Raw genomic sequence first — 1211 nt, 5'->3', positions numbered from 1 at the left:
AGCAGACCACTCTACTAGGGGATGAATATATGATGGAGCTATTCAGATTTGATTGAAAGAGGAGCTTTGGTTTCTTCTTTTGTTGGTTTTTCTTCTTTTGTTGGATTGTCTCCAAAGCCTATTCTAACTCCAAGATTGACTTGATAGTCTTTGTTGATTTTTCCAGCAAAAGTTGTTTCAAAATCTGCATAAACTCTTACCATATCGTTAAACACAATGTTTGTCCCAACATTGAGCAATACTCTTCCATCAGACTTGAGGGCATCATATTGGTTTGCCTGAGAGTTATTGCTCTTATAGTTGATATTTCCTCCACTCAAAAGTAGGTCATACTCATATCCTGTTCCAACATATAAAGACATTCCTTTTGTAGCATGATTTGCTTCTTGCTCTCCAAACTCAAAGAAATATCCCAATGTTGCTTCAACCTTGCTTTTGAAAATCGTCACAGCATCTTGAGAGGATGTCAGAGTGTAGGTTTGATTATTTTTCTGAAGTGTTTGTGTGAAGTCTGATTGACTAAGGTATCCAAATGAAAATTCTCCACTAGGAGTGATATAAAGGCCTTTAACTTGATCAAATGTGAAGATATATCCCACTTCTTGACTTAAAACAGCGCTTATATTTGCAATATTGCTTGCTTTAGCTTGATTGAAGAGATCAAACTCAGAATTAAGATAGGCAAGTTTTAAAATGCTATCGCTATAAAGTCCGCTATCTGCAATATAAGAGTTATATATCGCAAGTTCTCCACCTTGAGATGTTCCTGTAGTTTTTCCTGTAAGGCTAGCATTTCTCCCTAGAGCAATGGTTGTTTCTTTGCTTTGGTTTTTGGAGCTGACATATGCAAGAGCAACTCCAATATAGTTTCTTGCATTTTCTAAAGTCACACCATAATCATATCCTGCTTGCACTGTGAGATAAGTTTGAGTGCCACCAATCCCAAAGTCATTGCTCATTGATCCTGTAAAGACTCTTGACCATACACCATGTTCATTTGTGTTGTCTCTAAGTTCTCCCAATCTCTTATTTAAAGAGTTGAAGTTAGCAAGATAAAGGGTGTAGTTGCTTAACATTGCTGTTGTTGCAGAAGAGATTTGATCAGAATCAATTTGAATATTTTTAGCTTCTCCCAGATTGACATAATAATAAGCATCAGAGCTTGTATCTTTACGATTGAGAGTATATTGAGCTGTTTCAAACCCAGTATT

General features: G+C 36.3%; 1 protein-coding gene. It reads right to left on the bottom strand.

Annotation, left to right across the window (positions count from 1 at the left end):
• Positions 1-38: 38 nt before the first annotated feature.
• Positions 39-1211: autotransporter outer membrane beta-barrel domain-containing protein (locus tag LW137_RS07110; protein WP_233034975.1), on the bottom strand; the 1173-nt coding region annotated here is incomplete at its 5' end.

Source organism: Helicobacter kayseriensis (genome assembly GCF_021300655.1).
Classification (GTDB): Bacteria; Campylobacterota; Campylobacteria; order Campylobacterales; family Helicobacteraceae; genus Helicobacter_G; species Helicobacter_G kayseriensis.
The sequence above is the reverse complement of the archived record's forward strand: the minus strand, read 5'-3'. Positions and strand labels throughout refer to the sequence as shown.